Below are 1,335 nucleotides of genomic sequence, written 5' to 3'. Positions count from 1 at the left end.
CATGTACAGAACCTTAAGCGGCAAGCGAATTAATAATACCGTCTAACGTGTTGTTTTGCTTGGATTTTCTCTGCCTACTCTTTTTGCCGTTTTTGGATAAATACACCATTGCCCACTCCAACTTCTCTGTTATTTCCTGCCACGCACCATGGATGATGCTCGCCAATATCGGCATTAACCAAAGCGCGCTGTTTTTGGCAATCTTCAGCATCGATAACTCCGCGCTGCCAATCAGCGTCAGCGCCAGCCGACGTTTGACCAGCAAGGCCAGCAAACTAGCCCAGATCAAGCCTTCCGCTATCGCTTTTTGTCGTGTCGCGAACGCCTTCAACCGGTTATGTGATTTCAGCTCTTTGAACAACAGTTCGATCTGCCAACGGCAACGATACAATGCCATCACCTTCTCGGCTGGCCATCGCTCACGCGGAAGATTGGTCATCCATATACAGAACCGTTTTTCCTCTGCAAACCAACGTCTTATGAGTCGATATTTATACTTTCCCGAACTCACATCCAGATCCAGAACCTCGGCTCTGCAGCTTCTCCGATCGATATCCTTGAGCTTTTTTCCGAGTAACTTGGGCATTTCCCTGCCGTCCTGTCGGTAAGCTGCCTGTACTTTGGGATTGAGATTTTGACTCCCTCTGACCAGATAGCTTCCTTTGGCTTTGGTCACATCAGCAAAGTACTCGCGGCTGATGTAACCGGCATCCGCCAATAACAGTTTGTTATTTAACGAATTTGCGGCCGGAAGATGCTTGCGCTCCGATTCGGTATCCGCCGTGATACTCATCGATATCGGCGACTGGTCCAGCAAGGACATGGTCATATGACACTCTACCGCAGCGGGGCTGTGCTTATTGAATCGGCCCGGGAAATGTTCTGCCAATTGCGGATGTAACGCGAATGACGACCCGTCCTGCAGCAGTACCTGCTCAAAGCCTGCCAGTCCGTGGGCGTCCGGTAGACACTCCTTGAGGCGTAAGGCGATGGCTCGTTCAACCAGTGCGCGCATGAACAAGGGAAAACCCTGCTTGCGTAACTGGTTGTGAAAGGGTTTATACGCTATTTGGTCAGTATCATGGAGCTGCAACGCATTGAAATGGCGATGCAAACCAGCAATACCATCCACCTTGTCGCAACCAAGCCCTGAGAGCAGAGCCGGGAGTAGTCTCGCAGGCTGGATATCCCGGAGTCGCTGACAAAAACCGGTAAATTTACCGATCCGGTTGAGTTCAGAAGAGCTAAGAAGTTGCTTGAGGTACTGGGTTGCATTGATAATAGTCATGGCTTCGGGCGTGTCGGTTTTTTTTTGCGATTAAATCAGATCACAAA

Annotated in this window: 1 protein-coding gene; it reads right to left on the bottom strand. The window is 50.0% G+C overall.

All coding sequences use genetic code 11. From position 1 onward, the window contains the following. Positions 1-13: 13 nt before the first annotated feature. Positions 14-1,288, bottom strand: a complete 1,275-nt coding sequence (locus PG888_RS22865; RefSeq protein WP_011191341.1) for an IS4-like element ISApu2 family transposase — start codon at positions 1,286-1,288, stop codon at positions 14-16. Positions 1,289-1,335 lie beyond the last annotated feature (47 nt).

The sequence above is a fragment of the Aeromonas sp. QDB23 genome (genome assembly GCF_027707745.1).
Classification (GTDB): Bacteria; Pseudomonadota; Gammaproteobacteria; order Enterobacterales; family Aeromonadaceae; genus Aeromonas; species Aeromonas allosaccharophila.
Note: the sequence above shows the minus strand (reverse complement) of the source record. Positions and strands in the feature narration are given on the sequence as shown.